The sequence below is a fragment of the Xenorhabdus budapestensis genome, from assembly GCF_002632465.1.
In the GTDB taxonomy this organism is placed as follows: Bacteria; Pseudomonadota; Gammaproteobacteria; order Enterobacterales; family Enterobacteriaceae; genus Xenorhabdus; species Xenorhabdus budapestensis.
On the sequence record NZ_NIBS01000024.1, the window covers coordinates 17969 to 38963 of the forward strand.

Sequence of the window (20995 nt, forward strand, 5' to 3'; positions counted from 1 at the left end):
CTGCGTTAGCGTAACTTATAAACCGCCTGTGGGAGGTGGAAGGCGGTTTATATGGGGTGGCTCCTAGTGATTAAGATTCCACTAGCGCCAGACGCTTGCAGCTGATTTAACTAAGAAGCTGTTCACTCCATTTAGTGAGAACCTTTTCGGCCAGTATTTTTATTTCATCCACTATAATCTGGCGCTCATCTCGGTCATGTTCCACGTGAGCAGCCATTACCCTTTTGGCCAGAAGAGTATGATGTATGTCCTTCTTATTGAATTCAGGCAAGTCTAAGTGTTTGAAAACGTCTGCAACCTGTATGGAAACATTGTGTGCATCAATCCACTCCTGAACGGTTTTTGAGTTAAGAAGTCCACATAAATAATAGGCAGTTTCTTTATCATCAAAGGCTGAAAAATAGACTTTATGATCAGGAACGTAAGGGCGTGAGCCGACAAGCGGAACGTTTGCACTTCCAGCTACTGCTGCATAGAACGATGAAGACATCTCAGGCCAGATTACTTTCCATGGTTTAAACGTATAGTCTCCTACGTTATAAACGGCATGGAAAGGTGCACCTTTCATTTGCCGACGGTAAGTCGATCGAGCCTGAAGAACAGATTCAAACGATTCGAACCAGGCAGCAGTTTTTCTCAGCTCATGCTTTTCAAGCCGTTCTTCTGCTTCAGCATAATCCGCATTTGAGATCCCCGTATTCGGAACAAATGTAAAAAGACGTTCTTCGTTGTTGACTTCTGGCGCACTAATTTTAAGATAGCATTCTTCAAAATTACTTGCTCCTTTAATCAAAGGGTACAAATCCTCTGGTTCTACCCATGCCTGTTTCATCGGGCCTATGTCTTTTTTACCCGCTTCAGGTCGACTCCGGATCTGGACATGTTTTTCATTCACCTTAAGGATAGGAACGAAGTAAACTCCATTGAGGTCAGTCGTGATCCCCTTACGCCCTTTGGTCCATGAGCACTGACGAGATAAGTATTTAATGGTTTCAAATCGGCCTGGCTCCAATATGGCCCAAGGTGAACCCGCTTCGCTAACCGGAAAGGCCTCTTTTTCTTTGTACTGGATGGTATCGGAGACAGCTTTAAGCGTCTGAGACGATTTAACGGCTCGTTTTTCACCGATATTAGGCCCCCATACGCGATATGAAACCGGGTACTCTGGTTCTTTTTCTGATTTTCTGAATACGGCTATCGTCGTATGGTTACTCGCATCCTCAAAAGGTTTAAGACCTTTCATATCATCCACTGATACCGGCTGAAGGTACAATGAGTCCTCTTGCGAAGGTTCGAGTTTAAATGTTCTGAAGCCCGCTGATGAAGGGTTTTTGAACAGAGTGCCCGTGATGACAAATGCCAGATGGCCACCAACATTAAGCCATTTATCAGCGACGGTATATGTGATCATTGCTGAAATATCGAGTTCGTTGCCACCATGCATGCGGGTCTTAGAAAAAATCCCATAGTGTTCGCAGGTGGGTTTTACACGCTCACGATACAGAGCAGGTAATTTTGACCATCTAACCCATGGGGGATTGCCAATGACAAGGTCGAATTGCCCTGCAGTAGCAGACCAGAAAAAATTTCTGACAATCCTGAACCATATACCATTCCAGTTTTGGCGATGTAGATTCAGAATTTGGTTATATGTGTAACGCAGAGGTGTGTCCCATTCCCCAAGTAGCTGTTCAGTGAAGTAATTTCCTTTTCGAACTTTATCCATGGACTCATCAAAATCGAGCCCCATTTCGACATCTTTACCCATGCGATTAAACATTACATCAAGGCTGACGCGATCGAGCGCCAGCGCTACTGGCAAATGAATATCGAGCTTTGCAAACTGACTGCCAATACGATACTGAATTATGGGTTCAGAAGTCTCAGGTGAAGCCGCAGGAGAGTAAATTGCATCAGCCATTAGTACAGGAACTTCAAACTCGTGGCCTGGGCATTGTGCCAGTAAATCTGCGACTTCTATAATGAAATTCACCCTGGCTGTTTGTACAGCCAGAGGATTAAGATCAAAGCCCCATACGCTGTCGCACAGAAGATTCAGAGTTTCCTGAGCACTGAGGTTCTGAAACTTTGCTAATTGACGTTTCTTTCGAATTATAGCAAGTAAAAATGCTCCGGAACCGCAAGTCGGATCAAGTACTCTCTGGTTGAGAATCTCAGGGGTACTCACTTTATTTAGTGTGAAATCAACTAGCCAGTCAGGTGTGTAGAATTCACCCAAGCTCTGACGCAATTTACCCGGCACCAGTCCTTGATAAAGGTCACGAAGTACATCACGTGTTTGGGATAGCTGGTCAAGGCGGTAGAGAGATAGAACCGACAGCAAGCGTCTTAATGTTGGAAGCAACTTAGGCACAGTATTCAGACTGGCAACATCGAGATACCAGCTAAAAATTGCTTCCTCAACAAAGCCGTTTATTCCCGCCCCCTGAAAAATAGCAGAGCGTTCGATAGCTGAGTCGAGAAATTCCAGCATCTGAGCATCGTTCTTTAATGCAGCCATGCTCTGAGCTGGCTGTGCTGTTGATGTAAGCCCATGCGCTGAAACTATTTCAGCAGCTAAGAGCTTAATGAGCATTGAATTATAAGTATGAAGGACGAATAGCCGTGCAGAAATAGAGTCTGATGTAGGTCCGGACCAAGTAAAGTGCAGTTCTTTTGCGATAGCTTCAGCTTGCAGAATGGAAAGGTCGGCAACTTGGCCGTACAAAGTTCGCCATTCTTCAAAGAGCATTTTTATTTTGTTATTACCACTAATGGCAAGCTGTTGAGAAAGTCCATCAGAAAGTTGTTGCATGAACGCTTGCGCATTTGCAGAACCATGCCCAAAATCAGCAAGTAAGTTTTCTGTTGTGAGTCCTTTACGTGTATCTGAACGAAGAGCATCAACTACCATCTCTACGGATTCAGGAGAAAATGGCATCAAGTGTTGGGTGTTAATATCACCATCAATTACCTGTGCAAAACAAATATGTTCCCCATCTATGGCTATACCGATGAAATCTGATTCTGGTATCTTTGTTTCAGCGGCTTTTTTAACTATATATGGTAATAGTCGTTTTTTGGTAGCGTTTTGGAAAGCAGAACTGTCTTTCCTGCCTTTAAAATATCCTGGTGCCTTGTATTCAATGATGACGTGATTGTAACTAGCATCATTGCGATCGCGTTCAGCAAAAAGATGTAACCCTGTAGCGTCTTCTAAGGCTTTGTTCCAAGCAAACCGGACTTCTTCTTCACCCTTCCAAGGCTGAAGACGTTTTTCTTGTATTGAGGCGTAAGCGGATTGCTTCATGTAGTAAGACCTAGTCTCTGGTGGAAAGTAAGCAACCGAACATTATGAATGCCATCCTTCCTTAATTCAAGACAGATCGATCAAGGAGATTTCTATGGGGACATTTAGAATGCATACGTAACCATTCAAATTCATATGGAGGTAGAGAAAGCTTTGAAAAATGTACAGGACTGATGGCCCCGAACTGACATACCAATGAAACGTACTTGTGACCAAAGATTTCATAGCTCAGTGGCTGCTGAACCGAGAGTGGCAAAGTCACTTATGACCGTATCTCTCTCATAGCCGACCGTCAGATTTAATTGTACCCTATCGTAGGATAGCGTCAGATCAAGTCGTAGCTAATACAAATGAGTTTGTATACCCTGCTAGGCAGGATTCAACCTATTCCGACAGACTGTTATGAGCGAAGCGAACATTAAGGCTAACTAATATTTGGATAAAAGTGAGCTAGATTTATCTTGCTAGCTAGCCAAGTTAGGATTTGTAAAAGTAAGTCGAAACATCAGAAGCAAAACGTAAGACTTAATTCCATTACTTGTACAACTCAATAATTTCACCTTCTCGCGCAAATTTTTTTTCAATAAGATTTTCCTTTACCTTAGCCACATTGGATGTATAAATCACATGGGCGAGGCTATTTTTCGCCCGTGTGGATGTGACATAGAACAATCGCCTAGTTCGCTCCAAACCAGTCTCTTCACCTGCATCCTGTTTTTTTTGCTTGCACTCGAAAGTTCCTTCACTCCAAAATAGTTCTCGTAAGAAAATAAGAATCCGCCTGCTTCATCATCCATGACAACCATAACACGCTCGAATTCGTTGCCTTTCACGCCTTGATGGGTTCGATAAATTGAGTTCCCATTGATGTAGTCATTATAATTTCGAATTTGAAAGAAATTAGTTTCCAAAGCTTCAGTCCAAGCAGTTATCTCGCTATCATCCCGTTCTTCAGCTTCTGATTCAATCTCCAATATAGCTCCCATTTGTTTTGGCTCTGTTCCAGCTTCACTCTCTTTGGAAGCCACTACAAGCGCCTGTAATTTCGCTGGAATTCTCAGCAGATTATGCTCAGCCAAAACTTCCAGGACTGCACGAAAACTGACCTTTTCATTTGAAATCACATCCCTAAACGCATGTTCAGCATTTCGAGCAAGTACTAGCGGATCATTCTTGTTAGCGTCAAGCACACTGGCTTCCAAAAGCGGCGAATTCCTTTCTCTCAGGATAGACATCAATTCAGCTCGTCTTTCATCACGACTCGCCTCAGCCATAGGAAAAACAATTTCAGAGAAAAAATTTAGTTCGGAATTTTCACCTTTAGAAATCCGATCTTTAATTTTGTCTGATTTTTCAAGTTTGTTCCAAAGATCACTAAAGCCAAGACGACGTCCAGCCATTTTATGTTCCAAAAGCAAGATAGCTGTATCTTTGGATTGAATATCTGTCCAGTTCGTGTCACCTGTAACTTCTGCCATAACCTCACGAATTCTGGCTTCAATTTCATTTTTGTTTGAAACATTGTTCGATAATAAGAAATATCGAACGTAACCGTCTGCAGCTCCATCTCGGGCAAACTGTTTTCGTTTATCATCTTCACTACGGATTTGATTACCCAAAGCAACAATGCGCCGCGCTGAGCGATGGTTCATTTCTTTGTTGAAGGTAGTCCAATCACTTGGCTTGGTGTTACCCAGCTCAGATTCGCCCCCACCGAAGATACGTTGCATCGTATCTCCAAACAAGCCGATGACAACTTTATTTGATTTAGCATGTTGCAGCTCAAAGAATGCTCGGACTACATCTTTGTTGGTATCCTGACTTTCGTCGATAAATATGAAAGGGAACTTGTTTACAATGACTTCTGCCATTATCGACTTAGTAGTCAAAAAACTTGAGAAAAGCTTTAAAACATCCGCATGGGACAACGCATTCTTTGCAGAGTTGACGCCATTTGGGTCGTAAATGAATGAGCAAGGTTCAGCTAGCCAATCCATTTTTTCCTTTAGCCGGGTAATTGTTCTCTTTCGAGCTTCTGATGCTTTACCTTCGCGACCACGACTTTCCAAATTTTCTATTTCGGCAAGCTTCGCAGGAATTTTCTCCAGATACCACTTGCGAATGTCTTCATTTAAACCAGCAATAGCAGACCAACAAAAGCTATGAATCGTTGAAACCGCAAAGATGGGATTTTGCTCAATCCGATCCACGATTTCATCGGCTGCGTTATTTGTAAAGGTTACAACAGCAATTTGCTTACCCTGACGAATAAAATTACCAGAATGCTCTTTTTTCAGAAAATCTAGAGCTTCTTTTAGAGAATAAGTTTTACCCGATCCTGCTCCCGCAAAGGTGATAAAACTTTTCCCTGAACCTATACGAAGGCACTCTAGGATCCCTTTATCAATTCCATTGTCATGATCAATAGATTTGGTTTCCGCCAAGTAAAATTCTTCTGGCATAATCTCCTCCTACATTTTGTATTGAAGCTTATCTTGTAGCCATTCAAGACCTTCACTCATATATTCTGGGGGATTGAAACAATCTTCTTTCTTATTTGCGATATGGAAAAGGCAATCGAAAGCAAAGTCTCCTTTCTTTAAAGCTTGCACATAGCAGTAGAGTGACTCTGATAGGGAGTTACTATCATTTTTAAAGGCGTCTTTAATTTTCTGAAAATATTTATTTTCAAAATTCGCCAAAATCAATGCATCTTCAAAAGTACGGGATAAAACTTCCTTCCCAGTAATCTGAGTTGTCTTTTGGTAGGCAACGTAAAGTGGTGCACCTTGATTATTTGTAGCATGTTCCTCTTTTGGTAAGGTCACCAAGTCATCCAAAACTTCTTTTTTTGGATGCCATTCCTTCAAGGTAACATTACTAGTTTTTTGATCTGAATTCTTTTGCGGGAAGCATGATTTCCCTTCGTTATCAACTGAATCAAGATCTGTCAGCACCAGAGTCGCAACCCCAAGTTTTTCGACTAAATCTCTGTATTTGTGAGTGTGTGCACCGCTTACCTCCAGTATAGAGATGTATCGTTTCGATAAGCCCGGAAAGCTATTGGAAATGAACTCAGGCACCAGAAGACGTTCGGCTTGCCCTTCAACGAATATAACCCCATCGGCAAAGAAAATGTCACAGTGAGTGAGCTTTAAGTGTTTTCTGACAAACTGAAGTTCATCTTTTGGGTTCACGAATAACTCTGACATATTTGCAATTGACGTATGATCCATTGCAATTGAAGTGTCAGTATTATTTCTCCGGAAGTACCGTAACTCTTTGAAGTCAATATCGTTGATAATATGGCTAGAGTGTGTACTAATCACAAGCTGTGTTTGGTATTCAGATTCCTCTTGTTTGCTACACAAGTCGGAATGATTCCGTAAAGTATCATAAGCTTTCGATACGAATACTCGTTGGACTTGAGCATGCAGATTGACTTCCGGTTCTTCGAGTAAAACTAAATGGATTGGTTCTATCTGATCCTCCATTTTATCCTCAAAGGCAGATGACTTTCCAACGCGCATCCATTTGTCGCGAAATTCCAGAAGTCTGAAGGTCAAATATATAAGATTTTGGTAACCAAGCCCCAGGTAACTTTCTGGAACAAACTCTTCTTCCTCTTTGTCAAAACGGTATCGGATCGATGACGATTTTTGCAAGGCATCCATACCACTAATTTTTGCGGCAATTTCAACAGTCGGGTTGCCACCGATACCGGGATACCCCATATTCTTCAGCTCATTAAAGGGGGCATTAAACTGCTTATTCAATCTGTCGGTAAACTCTTTTTCTAGCGCTTGCTGTTGCCCCAAAACTTCAAGGTCTTGTATCTCAGGAAAATCTTCTGGGTTCAAAATATGATCGTAATATTCTCGAAGTAACTTATTGAGACGTTGCTTTTCTGAATATGGCCCCTTTTGATCTGTGTTATCTTCGGCACCTAAGCCGCGTTGTTCGGATTTATGTGGAATAGAAAATCAAGAAAACATTAACAGGAAGATTCAGTGGGAAGGATACGTTTCTGTTTCATTTATTTCTATGAAATAAATGAAACAGAAATCACAGTCTTTTTACTATAAAGTAAAGCCTGTGATTATTCAGGTAGGTAATCTCCTACGTTTAACGATAAAGTGGCTGGTGAAGTTTAATCCCTATTCTGCATTCCAGTTCGAGAAGGATTTCATCTGCGATAAGATTAGCATTGTATAGATCATCATGGGCAACCATAATTCTACCTAACACTTCATTTTCATATACTTGCCGAGAAGGCTCTATTTTGTCAGTGTAAAAATTAACCAGATTCTTATTGTTTTTAATATCATCAATAAAAAGCTCATCAGCAATGATGCCATTCTCTAGTGGCATTATTTTCCTTACGGTTACTGCTCTATATGCCGAAGGCAGCTTAATAGGGGTATCAGAACAAGTAGCAATTGTAAATAATGAAGGATAAATTGATTCGCCAGTAGATTGGTGATAAATTTCAGGCATTACCCCGCCCATTAGTCTAGGATTAGCTTCGACTAGTATTGGTCCTGTCTTTGTATACATAAGCTCAATATGGTAAATTCCATGATCCAATCCTAGGGCTTGGCAGACATCTCTTGCATAAGTAAAACATTTATTTTTTTCGTCATTTGAAAGGTCTGCTGGCATTAAAGACCCAAGCTCAATGCATTCATTAAATCTTGATTGTGAACGACCACTAATCATAAATGGGAAAAACATATCTTTATATATACCAACTTCTGCAGAGATTAATTTTCCGGATAAAAATTCTTCGATGAGAATACCTCTTGAAAATATTTCTGTATAAGGTAATGCAATCTTTTCACTTGTATTAAGGATATTCATTGCTGCTTTACTAACTTCCTCCTGTGTGGAAACTTTCACAGCAAGTAAGCTATCAAAACCACTGACTGGCTTAAAAATAAATGGGGGATTATTTTGTTCGAAGATAGTCTTAGCTTCATCAAGAGTGTTAGCTATCCAAGAACGTATCGTAGGCACATGATGCTCTTCTAATGTTGCTCTCGCTTTATGTTTATTTCTTGCGTTTTTAACCCCTTGTGGATTGGAAAAAGGGATATCATAGCGTTTACAAGCCTCGGCAACGGCTTCAAGGCTCGGTTCATTAGGCGCAATCACACCATCAATGGTCTCTTGCCGAAGAATACTGTTCAGCAGATATTCAACTTCACTAACATCAGTACCGTTTTTCATATCGACGATCGTATGAATACGTCTAAGGACTGACTGAGTGTAATCATTATTTTGATAAAAATAGACATTATTCTGTCGAAAAAAAGTTACTTTATAACCTCTTTGTAGTGCTTCGTCCATAGCTTGTATCGCTGCATTATTGGCATCAATAAAAATCAAATGTTTCATAGAGTTACCTTATTCGTGATTTTATATGTATTTTTTAATATCAGTAGCAAACAAAGAACAGTGAACCCACAGAACACCACTGAATTAAGCCAGAAAGATGGAGTGTAAAATAAACAAAAAGTACTTATCATTCCGCCAATTGCGGTTGCAAGCTGGAAGGATGCATTCATTAACCCATTAAGAGTGCTACGTTCCGTATCGTCAACCTGCTTATAAATATCAAAAAAAATCAGTGGGTTAATTGACGATCTAATCCAAGAGAAAATAGAGAAAAGCAGTGTTTGAAGGACTATATATTCAGCGAAGACTGGTATCAATATAACGGAAATCATCGCTATACTAAGCAGTAAAATAATTAAGCTTCTTGTAGTGGGAAAAATTTTGTTCACATGACTAATTAAGGTAGAGGCAATTAATCCCGTAATACCAGAAAACATAAATAGGATAGCGATCTGGTAGCTACTTCCTGTTCCAGTATAACTGAGCCAGTAAGCATACATACCAAATACAACAAACACCGACAGACCAAATAATGCATACAGTAATAGATAATTTAATACGAGCTGGTTACGAAGTAGTGATATGTACTTGGCTAGAAAGCTTTTAAGGTTAATATGTTGTGTCGTAGTAGGCTTTTCAACACCCAGTAATAGTAACATCAATGTAACGCTGATGATGAGCATTACCACTAATAATATAAATGGAAAGTACCAAGTAATATTGTCGCCAGAGAGTATTCCTAGAGGTAAAGCCACCAATTGAGCAAGAGATGCAGAACCTTGTACAATTCCTGTTACAAATAGCCGTTTTTCTCCATCATAGAACTCCATAATCAGGGGGAATATAGTAGCCCCCATCATTGGTACGAAAAAACCTATAAGAATACGGAAAATTATGAGTTCTTGAATATTGGTAGAAAATATTGACCCTATACAGGATAAGATACAACCGGTAGCACCAATGAGAATGAATTTTTTTTTACCATATTTATCAATAAAAGGACCGTATAACAGATTGCAAAAGAAGGCAATGAAAGGAAATGCTCCCAATAACAACGTGATATGCTGTTCGCTGGCAGAAAAATGTTGCTGCAAGAAAGGTAGCATTGGGTAAATAAAAGATATATTAAAATTAACAACGAAATAACATAAGCAAAATATTACTACTAGCCCGCTTTTTCTCATTTTTAATCCCTAATACCATCGGCATAATGCCGATGGTATAATTATTTTACAGGTTAATAGCAAAAGGCTTGATTTTTTCATAAATCGCAGTTGCTCGGTTAACCATTGACCACTCTGCGTCGTTGAACTGGAAATTATCATCATATTTCATATTGGTTTCAGGAATAAAACCAGTAGAAGATTCCAAAGTTTTATGGAATCGCGCATGAGCCTCCGCTTCTTCGGGAGTCCATTTTCTAACATTTCCGTCATTCCAACTCAGTTGGGACTCTTGGAAGTCTAAACCTACTGCCTGACAATATTTACGGAGTGAGTATTCTGGAGCATTCCTGAGTGCATCACCTTCGATCACTACAGGTGGTTCCTCAACGTTAAAAATCCTCTCCCACAGCTGGTCCATCGCTGTAAAACCGAATTCCCATTCACCTATTTCATTTTTGCGTACAGCTTTGCGTGAACGTAAGCATGCTTTAGGTTCACGAATGATAATCGTGTGTTTTGCTCGTTTAAAAATTTCCTCACCAACATAAGGAAGACCAAAATACGCCATTTCTTTCAGAAAAAGCACTGGTGCGTCTATAGACATAAGATTCCGATCTACTACTTCACCTGTTTGTTCCCAAAGTTCCGGACGCTCTCCATACATATCTGTCATTCGGTCTTTGGAGAAATAGTAAGTATCTGCATATGGCTCAAACAATCCAGTCGTATCATCACGCATCTGGAATGATTTTAACATTGCAGTGGATAACGAACGAGCAGGTCCCCATAAAAAAATAATTTTCGACATAAAAACTCCGGTTAACGTAATGGATAAATAGAATTCGGTTTCTTTTTTTTGCGTCTAAATATAGAAAAAAGAAGACTAAAAAAATTTTTTCTTTTTTTACTCATGATTTACTCCAATATATTTGTTGATTAATCGAGCCATCTCTAAATAACCTTCGTCATTGAAGTGTACGCGGTCGACATAGATGCTCTCATTGATTAAAGGTGACTCTCCCATGATAATATTCATATCAAAGAAATTAATGTTTAATCGAGCCAATCTTGAGCGTAACTCATTAACTAAAATTGGATGATTTTCTTTAGCTAGGATGCGTGAAAAAAGCCTCCAAAAATTATTTGGACACTGATCTATAGCACAAAAAATTTCTTCTTCTATAGCTGTTAGTTGAGTCTTTGACCAATAAGACATTGGTTGTAAAAAAAAGGACAATTTGGAATTGTACGGAGCTAATAGCGATTTCCATTGACTCATAGTCTGTTCAATTACTGTAGCAGTCCTAATCAAACGTTGTGAAGTATCAGTACTTTCATCCGTAATTATGACATCTGCTGGATTGAAACCATCAGATACATTCATGATCTTGTTGTAAAGCTTTTTCATTGGATTTAGCTTACGATTATCCAGTTCTGAAGCGTAACTATTAGCTCTTCTTTTTAAATCATCATTGTATTTATTCATATAATATTGGTATTCATATGAATAATAATAACGGCCGTGTTCAGTAGCTAGCTCATCAGGAATCCCTTCCAACGTTAGTGTGTTCATACCGCTAAATACAACAACGTGGTTAATTTGGTTGAACCGTTGTTGGTGCATTAAAAATAATATTACTTCTTGAGTTGAGTTATACCCCCTCCCCCCAAAGTTTATCCATGGTTCTCCAGTTAATTTAGATAACCCAGAGGCGATAGTGTACTCATCTGCGGTAGCGCCAGTTCCTAGGGTAGTTGACCCCCCAATAATAATATTGATTGGCACATCTGATGGAATCGAATCCATCGAGATATAGCCATCCTTATATTTTGTATATCGGAAGCCTAAACTATCTGTATTGATAGTTTTTGATTTAAAATTTGTTTGATGAAAAAACATCGTATAGGGTAACCATCTTACGCCAAGATACATAAATTCATCATAGTCGCGAATCTGAGGAGTTAAACGATAGACTTCATTGACGGCTTCATCATGACTTAATTTATTTTTCATTCTGTTCTCCTGCCTCAAAATGATAGTAACTATTTTTATCCTCGAACCTTAAGTTCATCGGGTCTTTAAATTTATTTTTTAAAAATCCCAATGGTAATAAAATAAAAAAATAATAAAATCTTAGTAAAAGTGTCATCATTTAGTCCAATGTATAAGTATTTTGCCAATCTTCATCATTGAGTAAAGGTGGCTGCTCTGATTTGAAACAAACAATATTACCTATAACCAGCATATCTATTTTCGTTCGCATAAAACATTTATATGCATCATGAGGTGATTCAACAATAGGTTCACCTCGTACATTGAATGAAGTATTGATTAATACAGGACAGCCACATTTCAGATGAAAGTGAGCCAAAAGGTCATGAAACTTGGTATTATTTTTTCTGGACAATATTTGAACTCGAGCGGAGTTGTCTACATGTGTCACAGCAGGTATCTGAGAGCGTATAACCCGTAATTTATCTATACCATGAAGGTTGTCATCTTGGTACGGGATTAGTTTATTATTGATAACATTACTAACAAATAGCATATATTCATTTTTTTGGTAAATATCAAACCATTCGCTAGCATGCTCTTCCATAACAATTGGAGCAAATGGACGGAAAGATTCGCGATTTTTGATTTTTAGATTCATTACACTCTGCATAGAAGTATTGCGCGGATCACCAATAATTGAACGGTTTCCAAGCGCTCTTGGACCAAACTCCATACGATCTTGATACCAACCAATAACACCACCATCTAAGAGTTTACTGACTGTACAATCTATTACTTTTTCCCATGAATACTCGTGGTATACGGCATTAACACTTTCCAAGTATTCCTTAACATATAAATCATTATAGGATGTTCCAAGATAAGCACCTGACATTTGATCAGTACCATATTGTTGCCGGTTAATATATTCATTCTTTATCATACCCGCGTACAAAGCTCCAATCGCACCTCCAGAATCTCCAGCAGCTGGTTGAATCCATATGTTTTCAAATATTTTTTCTTTAGCAATTTTTCCATTTGCTACACAATTCAGTGCAACTCCACCTGCCATACAGAGATTTGTTTCTCCAGTTGTCTTTTTAAGATGACGAGTGATATTTATTACAACTTCTTCGGTAATTGCTTGTATAGAAGCAGCCATATCTAAATAGTGTTGATTAAGTTCTGATTCAGCAGCTCTTGGCGGATGCCCAAACAAGTCACTAAAACAATCAGATATCATGCAGTTACCGACAGCATAGTCAAAATATTTCATATTTAATATAAAACTACCGTCTTTATTTATCTTAATTATATTATTCTTAATAATATCGACGTAAATTGGTTTTCCGTAAGGAGCTAGCCCCATTAGTTTATATTCGCCAGAGTCAACTTTAAAACCGCAATACCAAGTAAAAGCTGAATAGAGAAGTCCTAGTGAATGAGGAAATTTAATTTCCCAAATTTTTTTTAGTGTTTGTTCATTACCCAACCAAGCTGATGTTGTTGCCCATTCTCCAACTCCATCAATGCAAAGCACAGCCGCTGTTTTAAACGGACTTGGGTAAAATGCAGATGCTGCATGTGAATGGTGATGATCCGTATATTCTATATCTGGAATATCCTCATTTGGATAAAGTCTCGTGAGTTCTCTCTCTAACTTATTCTTAACATGTCTTTTTTCAGTAAACCAGAGTGGGACTTCTTCATTAAATGAAGAAAAACCTTTCAACCCGAAGCATGAATATGTCTCGACAATACGATTAAACTTTTTTTCAGGATTCTCGTAATAATATATTTTATCAATATTACTTAGACTGATCTTATTGTCTTCAAGGATGCGTTTAAGAGCTAACTCAGGAAAGTTTTTATCCTGTTTTATTCTCGTAAAACGTTCTTCTTGTAATGCAGAAATAAGATCGTTACCTTTCATCAAAGCTACTACGCTATCATGATAATAACAAGATAATCCGATATTAAATTTGTCTTGGTTGCTAGCCATATTACACCCTAAATTTCATAATTATTTGAAATGAAAAAAAATAAAGAACTATTTTGAGGAGGAGATAATGATAGGAAACCTGTCCATACTCTTTCCCAAAGTATTTGCGTTAACTTTTGATTATTTTTATTTGCATACTTACTCATGTAAATTTTAATAGCATTTAGTGCATCTGCAGAATGCCCTGATGAAGCATTATCAATGGAATTATGTAAATCAACAAATAAAGTATTAAAACCATATTTTTTCAATTCATCACGGGCTTGGTTATAAGCACCACCAACACCAGATAATTCCATCGCTAAATTTAACCCTAGGGTTTCTGGTAGATATTTTTTTGGGAATCGAGAAATTGATAGCCAAAAGACTGGTACCAAAAAGTCATCATCATCAAAATATTCAAATTCAGAAAATTCTAAAGTTGCAATATCAGGTAACTCAATTCCCATTTCAGAAATTAAATTACGATATATGATTGGATGATTTTTTTCTATATATCCATTTCCAATTTCATCTGAATAAATTTGGAATAAAAGTTTTCCTATTTCATCATTAATAAGATTATGTTGGCTGTAATGGTTGATCCAAGCACCATCTAGTAAAATCATTGGTGCTAAATGAATCGCTTCATCTATAATCTCATCTTTTGACTTGTTTGAAACTATACGCCCTTGCGAATAGTCTTCTACTTGTAATTTTGCTCTTTTTAAAAACCATTTATGCAATAATGCATCATCATAATGTTTAAACGGAATTGTATTTATTTTTCTTTTCGCTTTACTAAGCCAATCGATTATAAAACCTTCGCATTTCTGGTCAAGATAATAATGGTCATCACTGGTCATCAAATCATGAAAAAACTTTCTTATATTTTTTGATGTCTTATATTTATTTTCTGGGGGTAAAACATTCACTATAGGGGATGAATTGATTGTGATATCCTCATCGAAACTATCAGATGTATTTTTTTTCATAGCCCATTCGCTTATTAAAAATAGCTCACGTTCAGTAAAAACTTTATACATGGGTCCATTGAAAGATGTTAGTTTAGAAAAAAAAGACATCTTCTCAATAATATGTCCTTTAAACCAATGTGAGTTTTTTAGTTGAAAAATAAATTCACGAGGATTTTTTTTCATTAACTCATCCAAAGGACATTTATTTATCATTTTGTTATTGTGATAACCATAAGCTATTGAGCTTTTACTTGATACGATTCTCTCCATTGTTATTGAAGAGTTTTTATCATTGAGATTTATTTTAAATAAATTTTCCTTTATGCTTTTTTTTAGTTTAATTAACTTGTCTAATGCCTTAATGATATAATCAAGAGATTTTCTTTCTTTAAAAAATGTTATTATTTTATATGCAATAATATTTTTTATTTTATTTTCAATTGAATCTTCGTTTTCAGAAAATATAACCGCAGAGGGAGCATCTTCAGAAGATAGTATAGCCTCTCTAAATTCCTTTACAGAATCAAAAAATAATAGTATCAAATCCGCAATAATTATAGCATCTTTCTGATATGATGATTTAATGTTAGATATTGCCAGCCTTATTGCTGGCATAGCAAAAACATCATCAAAGTATGTTATATCGCTAATTGCCTCATTAATAAATTTATAAGAAACTACATTCTCAAATGATTTTTTTTCTAGACCTCTAAGTAGCTCAAAAAGAATAAAATAGTCACAGGACGAATCAAGATGTGATACTCTTGCATCAAATGAGCGATTAATGGCATAACTGGCTGATAAATTATCTAAAACATCAAATTTATCAATATATGAGCAATTGACGTTTTTTTCCATTTTAGGGATGGAAATTGCTTTATGCAAATTATTTTCGAGTGATAATAAGTTGTCATTAAAATCATTATTGCTTTCTATTAATGTGTTTCCTTGCGTGTTAATCAACCCAAGGTCACGTATTAAATTATTTGAAAGTAAAGATTTCAACCCATTATCTTCAGATTCGCTAAGTAGCTTATACATTTTTGAAAAAGAATCTACAATCATATTCATTCCTTTAATTATATTTCATAAATTATAGAATCAACTTCGCAATTCAAATATTATAAATACATAATGAACTGTTGCATTAAAAATTAATATAAGTGTTAAAGATTCTCAATATGTCTAAGAATTTTGCGTATTTCATATACATCACTTTTATTAATGTTCTGAATTGTTACTTCCGAATTTAACGGAGGCTCATAAGGGCTATCAATACCCGTCATATGAGCTAACTGGCCGAGTCTTGCTTTTTTATAAAGACCTTTTGGGTCTCGTTTTTCACAAATATCTAATGGTGTATTCACATATACTTCAATGAAATTTTCATCACCTATCACCTGTTTTGCCATTTCTCTCTCTGCCCTACATGGACTAATAAAAGCTGTGATGACAATAATACCGGCATCAATCATTAATTTGGCAACCTCTGCTACTCGACGAATATTCTCACTTCTATTAACAATCGTGAAGTCAAGATCTTTATTCAATCCTTGACGTATATTGTCCCCATCTAAGATATAAGTAAGTTTTCCAAGCTTGTGTAATTCTTGTTCTAATGCATTAGCTAAAGTTGATTTACCTGAACCAGACAAACCAGTGAACCAGACGACTTTACTTTTGTGGCCTATTAGTTTTTCACGATTTTCTCTACGAATGTTAAATATTTGACTATGGACATTCTGTGTTTGTTGAAAGTTATTGTGGATTAATCCTGCGGCAACAGTTGATTGTGTAAATCGGTCAACTAATATAAAACTACCTAGAGTATTGGATTGGTCATAAGAATCTAGAACTAATGAACGATTAAGCGTAAAATCACATACAGTAATATCATTGACACTCAGTTTTTTGTGCGGTTCTTGGGCGAGTGTGTTTATATTAATACCATATTTTATATTTGAGATTGAAGCCCTAGCCCATTGTTTTGAAAGTTTTATTTCATAGTTGTTACCTGGAAAACCAGGTTCCTCCTGAAGCCAGATCAATGTTGCTTCAAATTGGTCAGTTATTCTTAATGTATTGTTTGCATTAGTAATTATATCTCCACGAGAAGCATCTATTTCTTTATCCAATACTATTGTTACGGCATCTCCACTTTTAGCTGTGGGCAAATCTCTATCAAAAGTAACAATTTGTTTTACATGGGCTACTTGCCCTGAGGCTGAAATTTGTATTGATTCCCCAACGGATATATGACCACTGGCAACGGTGCCGCTAAAGCCTCTGAAATCAGGAAATGGTCTGTTCACCCATTGTACTGGGAATACAAAACGACGATTTGTTAAACGGGTAACATCGACTGTTTCTAATGCTTCGATTAGAGTCGGACCAAGGTACCAAGGGGTATTAGATGAATGACCCTTTATATTATCGCCAGTAAGCGCACATATTGGAATTGGTATCACACTATTAAAATTCAATGTTTTGGCCATTCCATTGAATTCATTAGTAATATTTTGGCTTATATTAGCGTCAAAATCTACTAAATCCATTTTATTAATAGCGAGGATGACATGTCGAATATTCATCAATGATATGATATAAGCATGTCTACGCGTTTGTGTTAGTATTCCCTTGCGGGCATCTACCAAGATTATTGCTAAATCTGCCGTTGAAGCGCCTGTCACCATGTTCCTAGTATATTGTTCATGACCTGGAGTATCGGCTATAATGAATTTTCTGCGGGTAGTCGAAAAAAAACGATATGCGACATCAATCGTAATACCTTGCTCTCGTTCTGCGGATAGCCCGTCCACTAGCAATGCAAAGTCAATATTCTCCCCTTGCGTTCCATATCGTTTGGAATCATTTTTTAAAGAAGCCATCTGATCTTCAAAAATTTGTTGTGATTCCCATAATAGTCTACCTATCAGAGTACTTTTACCATCATCAACGCTTCCGCACGTGATTAAGCGTAGTAAATCCATATTAGCTTGTTGTTTAAGCCAGTTATTAATAGATATATGATCTATGGATACATTTTGGTTATTTGAGTTGGACAATCCGTTTATCTGTTCCACTAAAAATATCCTTCCTGTTTTTTCTTTTCCATAGAACTTAAACTATCGGTATCAATCTTACGACCTTGCCGCTCAGATTGCCGTACTCTAATCAACTCGAGCAAAATATCCTCGACCGTTTCTGCGTTGGATTCAATTGCGCTTGTAAGTGGATAACATCCAAGTGTTCGGAATCTAACTTTAAGGATTTCAATTTTATCTTCTGGTAGCATATGGCAACGATCATCATCTACTAGCATGATCATTTCATCACGCTTAACTACTGGACGTGCTTTCGCAAAGTAAAGAGGAATAACAGGAATATTTTCCTGATAGATATATTGCCATATATCTAACTCTGTCCAATTAGATAATGGAAAAACCCTAATACTTTCGTCTGCTTTTTTACGCGTATTGTATAGGTTCCAAAGTTCTGGACGTTGGTTTTTGGGATCCCAGCGATGAGTAGCTGTGCGAAAAGAGAAAATCCGTTCTTTTGATCTGGATTTTTCTTCATCTCTACGAGCACCCCCAAAAACCACATCAAAATTGTAATGCTTGAGTGCTTTTTTTAGACCTTCTGTTTTGGTTATGTCTGTATGGAGAGATGAACCATGCTCAAAAGGGTTTATATCTTTTTCTATGGCTTCTGAATTAATATAAACTAATAATTTCATTCCACACTCTTTCTCAACTAACTCGCGGAATTTATACATTTCTTTAAATTTCCATTGAGTATCCACATGTAACAATGGAAAAGGGGGCAATGAAGGATAGAATGCTTTTCTTACTAAGTGCAGCATTACACTACTATCTTTACCTAAAGAATAGAGCATTGCTGGATTTTCTGCTTCAGAAACAGCCTCTCTGATTATATCGCAGCTTTCAGCTTCCAGCCGTTTAAGGTGTGCAGAACATAACCCATTGCGCCGATTAGATGTTCGTACTATTACTGGAGGAACTACAATAGGGTGATATGCTTGTGTACAAAATAATATTTTGTCCAATTTTTCTAAATTGCGAATATAGTGTACAAGCTCTCCATGGGGAAATACTGCAATGGATTTTCCTATATTCTTTTGGAGTATTACTAATGCCATCCGAATAGAGTCCAGATTAATAGTATCTATGGAAACACAAAACATTTCATCGTTATTGTCATTAGCATATAGATAATTTTTGCCATCAGCTATTATGACCAATTGGATAAATAATATTTTAGCTTGTTTATTTTGATATTGATTAAGTGCCCACTCGAGTACCAATCTAGTCGGTGGTTGCCCCTGCTCGTCACGTAGTTTTTCTATACTTAGTATATGAGGAACAATATTTACATATGTAGCTTGTTGTTTTTCCTCTTCCGTGCTGTTTGCTAAGCTTATTGGTTCAAGGGGTTTATTGCCAACACTTAGCTTAGGATATAGGGCTTTTACTTTGCCTTGTTTCATTATCGTAACTCATATGGTTTTTTGTGATGATATTGTTAATAAAAAAACCTGTACATGCCGGATATGTTAAAATTTAGTATTGATCACATTTATTATGAAAAAATTTATGATTGGGAAACTTTAAATAAAAAATAGTTGACTTAACGTGGACCACAATGTAAAAACATTAATTGTTTTAATGAATTACCTCTATAATAATAGATGATTATATATTTAGACTCCATGACTGCTACAATCGTTGACCTTATATTTATTATATGACGGGCTGTATATTTATTGCACAGCCAATGTCTCTTCATGGTTTTTGACTTTATGAATTAAATATAATTAACTGACAATCAGTTTAATTTCATTTTATTAACTATTTTTATCGCAACGTTAATCAATGATAAAGAGAGTCAATATACTTCTTTAATATATTATGATAGAAACCTAATGTTTCTATCAGCCCGTTATTTATCTTGATGATTAATTCTAATAATTATGCTTATAACATTAGAATGTATCACTTTATTATTAAGGATATATCCAAAGTGATTGATTTTTCCTATACATTTGCTGGTGCGCTTACTGGGGTATTTATTGGTTTGACAGGGGTCGGCGGTGGTGCATTGATGACCCCTATTTTATTACTATTTTTTGGTGTGTCCCCAATTACTGCAATAGCGACAGATTTATGGTTTGCATCAATCACTAAGATTGTTGGGGCGAGAATACACCAAGCTGCTGGGAATGTAGATTGGCTGATCGTAAAACGACTGTGGTGTGGTAGTTTACCTATAGCATTGTTAGTTGTGTTACTTATTAACTTTAATGTTTATATATCTAACGTTGATTGGTTAACAGAGGCAATAGGCTTTTTGGTACTGGTTACGGCTATTGGATTACTATTAGCTCCTAAACTTAAGCAAATAGCCCTCAATTACCGCCTTAAAAAGGCTACATGTTTTAAGTCAATTCAACCCGCTTTAACAGTAATCTCTGGGGGAATTTTAGGGATATGCGTAGCACTTACATCTGTAGGGGCTGGTGCTCTTGGAAGTGTAATGCTATTGTTTCTTTATCCTCTACGAATGGCACCACATCGTTTGGTCGCCACTGATATTGTTCATGCTATTCCATTAGCAGTAGTAGCTGGCATTGGTTACCTCTTTGCTGGTAAAGTAGATGGTTGGATGTTAATAAGTTTGCTTATTGGCTCTATCCCTGCCGTATTAATTGGTAGCATCCTTGCAGGTAAATGCTCCCCCAGAGTAATTCAATTTTTACTTTCTTTCGTATTGATTGCTGCTGCCTATAAACTTTTAGCTTAATACTAGCGTTGTTGAATAAGTAAATTTTAGGCTGCATAGCTATGAAAAAAGCTTATTCGCCTAGTGTAAAATTATGAAGTTATATGCGTATCCTGGTTATATTCTCTATATGGAGTAGCCTTTTTCACAAGAATAGGCACCATAAGACAGCGCAATAATCTATCATCCAACAAACCCACAATACTTATTCAGTTAAACTAATAGAGAAAAATTATGCAATCCTACCTTATTTTCTTTATATAATTAACGCGATGCTCGACTTTAACATCCTATAACGTTGGCTTGTTGAAGCCAGTCGCGTTGACTTTTACCTTGTTTAAAATTGGCAAAAATACCCAACGTGTG

The 20995-nt window shown here is 37.0% G+C and carries 12 protein-coding genes; 1 reads left to right on the forward strand and 11 read right to left on the reverse strand.

Annotated elements, in window-relative coordinates:
• Positions 1–106: 106 nt before the first annotated feature.
• From Xbud_RS16080 to cysD, 11 genes are all read right to left on the reverse strand, one after another.
• The gene (locus tag Xbud_RS16080; protein ID WP_099136993.1) at positions 107–3310 is read right to left on the reverse strand and encodes an Eco57I restriction-modification methylase domain-containing protein; all 3204 of its coding nucleotides are present in this window, start codon (positions 3308–3310) and stop codon (positions 107–109) included.
• 623 nt (positions 3311–3933) lie between these two features.
• Entirely contained in the window at positions 3934–5772 is a 1839-nt protein-coding gene (locus Xbud_RS16085) for a UvrD-helicase domain-containing protein (RefSeq protein ID WP_211283534.1), read from the reverse strand.
• Positions 5773–5781: 9 nt separating this feature from the next.
• Complete coding sequence (locus Xbud_RS16090) at positions 5782–7287, reverse strand: ATP-dependent nuclease (RefSeq protein WP_211283536.1); 1506 nt, start codon at positions 7285–7287, stop codon at positions 5782–5784.
• Positions 7288–7435: 148 nt separating this feature from the next.
• A complete protein-coding gene (locus Xbud_RS16095) occupies positions 7436–8707 on the reverse strand; it encodes an ATP-grasp domain-containing protein (RefSeq protein ID WP_099136995.1) in 1272 nt (423 codons plus the stop codon).
• Positions 8704–9891, reverse strand: a complete 1188-nt coding sequence (locus Xbud_RS16100; RefSeq protein ID WP_099136997.1) for an MFS transporter — start codon at positions 9889–9891, stop codon at positions 8704–8706. The genes Xbud_RS16095 and Xbud_RS16100 overlap by 4 nt, the downstream gene beginning before the upstream one ends.
• A gap of 46 nt (positions 9892–9937) precedes the next feature.
• Positions 9938–10681, reverse strand: coding sequence for a sulfotransferase-like domain-containing protein (locus tag Xbud_RS16105; RefSeq protein WP_099136999.1), 744 nt, complete (start codon positions 10679–10681; stop codon positions 9938–9940).
• Positions 10682–10777: 96 nt separating this feature from the next.
• Entirely contained in the window at positions 10778–11887 is a 1110-nt protein-coding gene (locus tag Xbud_RS16110) for an SGNH/GDSL hydrolase family protein (RefSeq protein WP_099137000.1), read from the reverse strand.
• Between the two features lie 139 nt (positions 11888–12026).
• A complete protein-coding gene (locus Xbud_RS16115; RefSeq protein WP_099137002.1) occupies positions 12027–13871 on the reverse strand; it encodes a carbamoyltransferase family protein in 1845 nt (614 codons plus the stop codon).
• Positions 13872–13879: 8 nt separating this feature from the next.
• Positions 13880–15892, reverse strand: a complete 2013-nt coding sequence (locus Xbud_RS16120; protein WP_169923092.1) for an iron-containing redox enzyme family protein — start codon at positions 15890–15892, stop codon at positions 13880–13882.
• A gap of 101 nt (positions 15893–15993) precedes the next feature.
• Positions 15994–17910 (reverse strand): sulfate adenylyltransferase subunit CysN, encoded by a 1917-nt coding sequence (cysN, locus tag Xbud_RS16125; RefSeq protein ID WP_211283535.1) that lies wholly within the window; start codon positions 17908–17910, stop codon positions 15994–15996.
• A complete protein-coding gene (gene cysD, locus Xbud_RS16130) occupies positions 17910–18839 on the reverse strand; it encodes a sulfate adenylyltransferase subunit CysD (RefSeq protein WP_244590004.1) in 930 nt (309 codons plus the stop codon). The genes cysN and cysD overlap by 1 nt, the downstream gene beginning before the upstream one ends.
• A gap of 962 nt (positions 18840–19801) precedes the next feature.
• Between cysD and Xbud_RS16135 the strand changes: the two genes are divergently transcribed.
• The gene (locus Xbud_RS16135) at positions 19802–20650 is read left to right on the forward strand and encodes a sulfite exporter TauE/SafE family protein (protein WP_244590005.1); all 849 of its coding nucleotides are present in this window, start codon (positions 19802–19804) and stop codon (positions 20648–20650) included.
• Positions 20651–20995 lie beyond the last annotated feature (345 nt).